Consider the following 216-nt stretch of genomic DNA (forward strand, 5'->3'; position numbering starts at 1 on the left):
TGGTGCATCCGGGAGGATTCGAACCTCCGACCGCTCGGTTCGTAGCCGAGTACTCTATCCAGCTGAGCTACGGATGCATCAGGGAAACTTACTTTACTGCAGATTTGATGTCGCTGCTAAAGCGCTATCAAGTAATATGGTGCATCCGGGAGGATTCGAACCTCCGACCGCTCGGTTCGTAGCCGAGTACTCTATCCAGCTGAGCTACGGATGCAA

Annotated in this window: 2 tRNA genes; both read right to left on the bottom strand. The window is 53.2% G+C overall.

The features are described from left to right. Nucleotides 1–77, bottom strand: a tRNA-Arg gene (locus tag OGX91_RS00050). Nucleotides 78–137: 60 nt separating this feature from the next. Then, a tRNA-Arg gene (locus tag OGX91_RS00055) sits at nucleotides 138–214 on the bottom strand. Between the last annotated feature and the right edge of the window lie 2 nt (nucleotides 215–216).

The organism is Citrobacter sp. Cpa228, assembly GCF_030333085.1.
Taxonomy (GTDB): domain Bacteria; phylum Pseudomonadota; class Gammaproteobacteria; order Enterobacterales; family Enterobacteriaceae; genus Citrobacter; species Citrobacter pasteurii.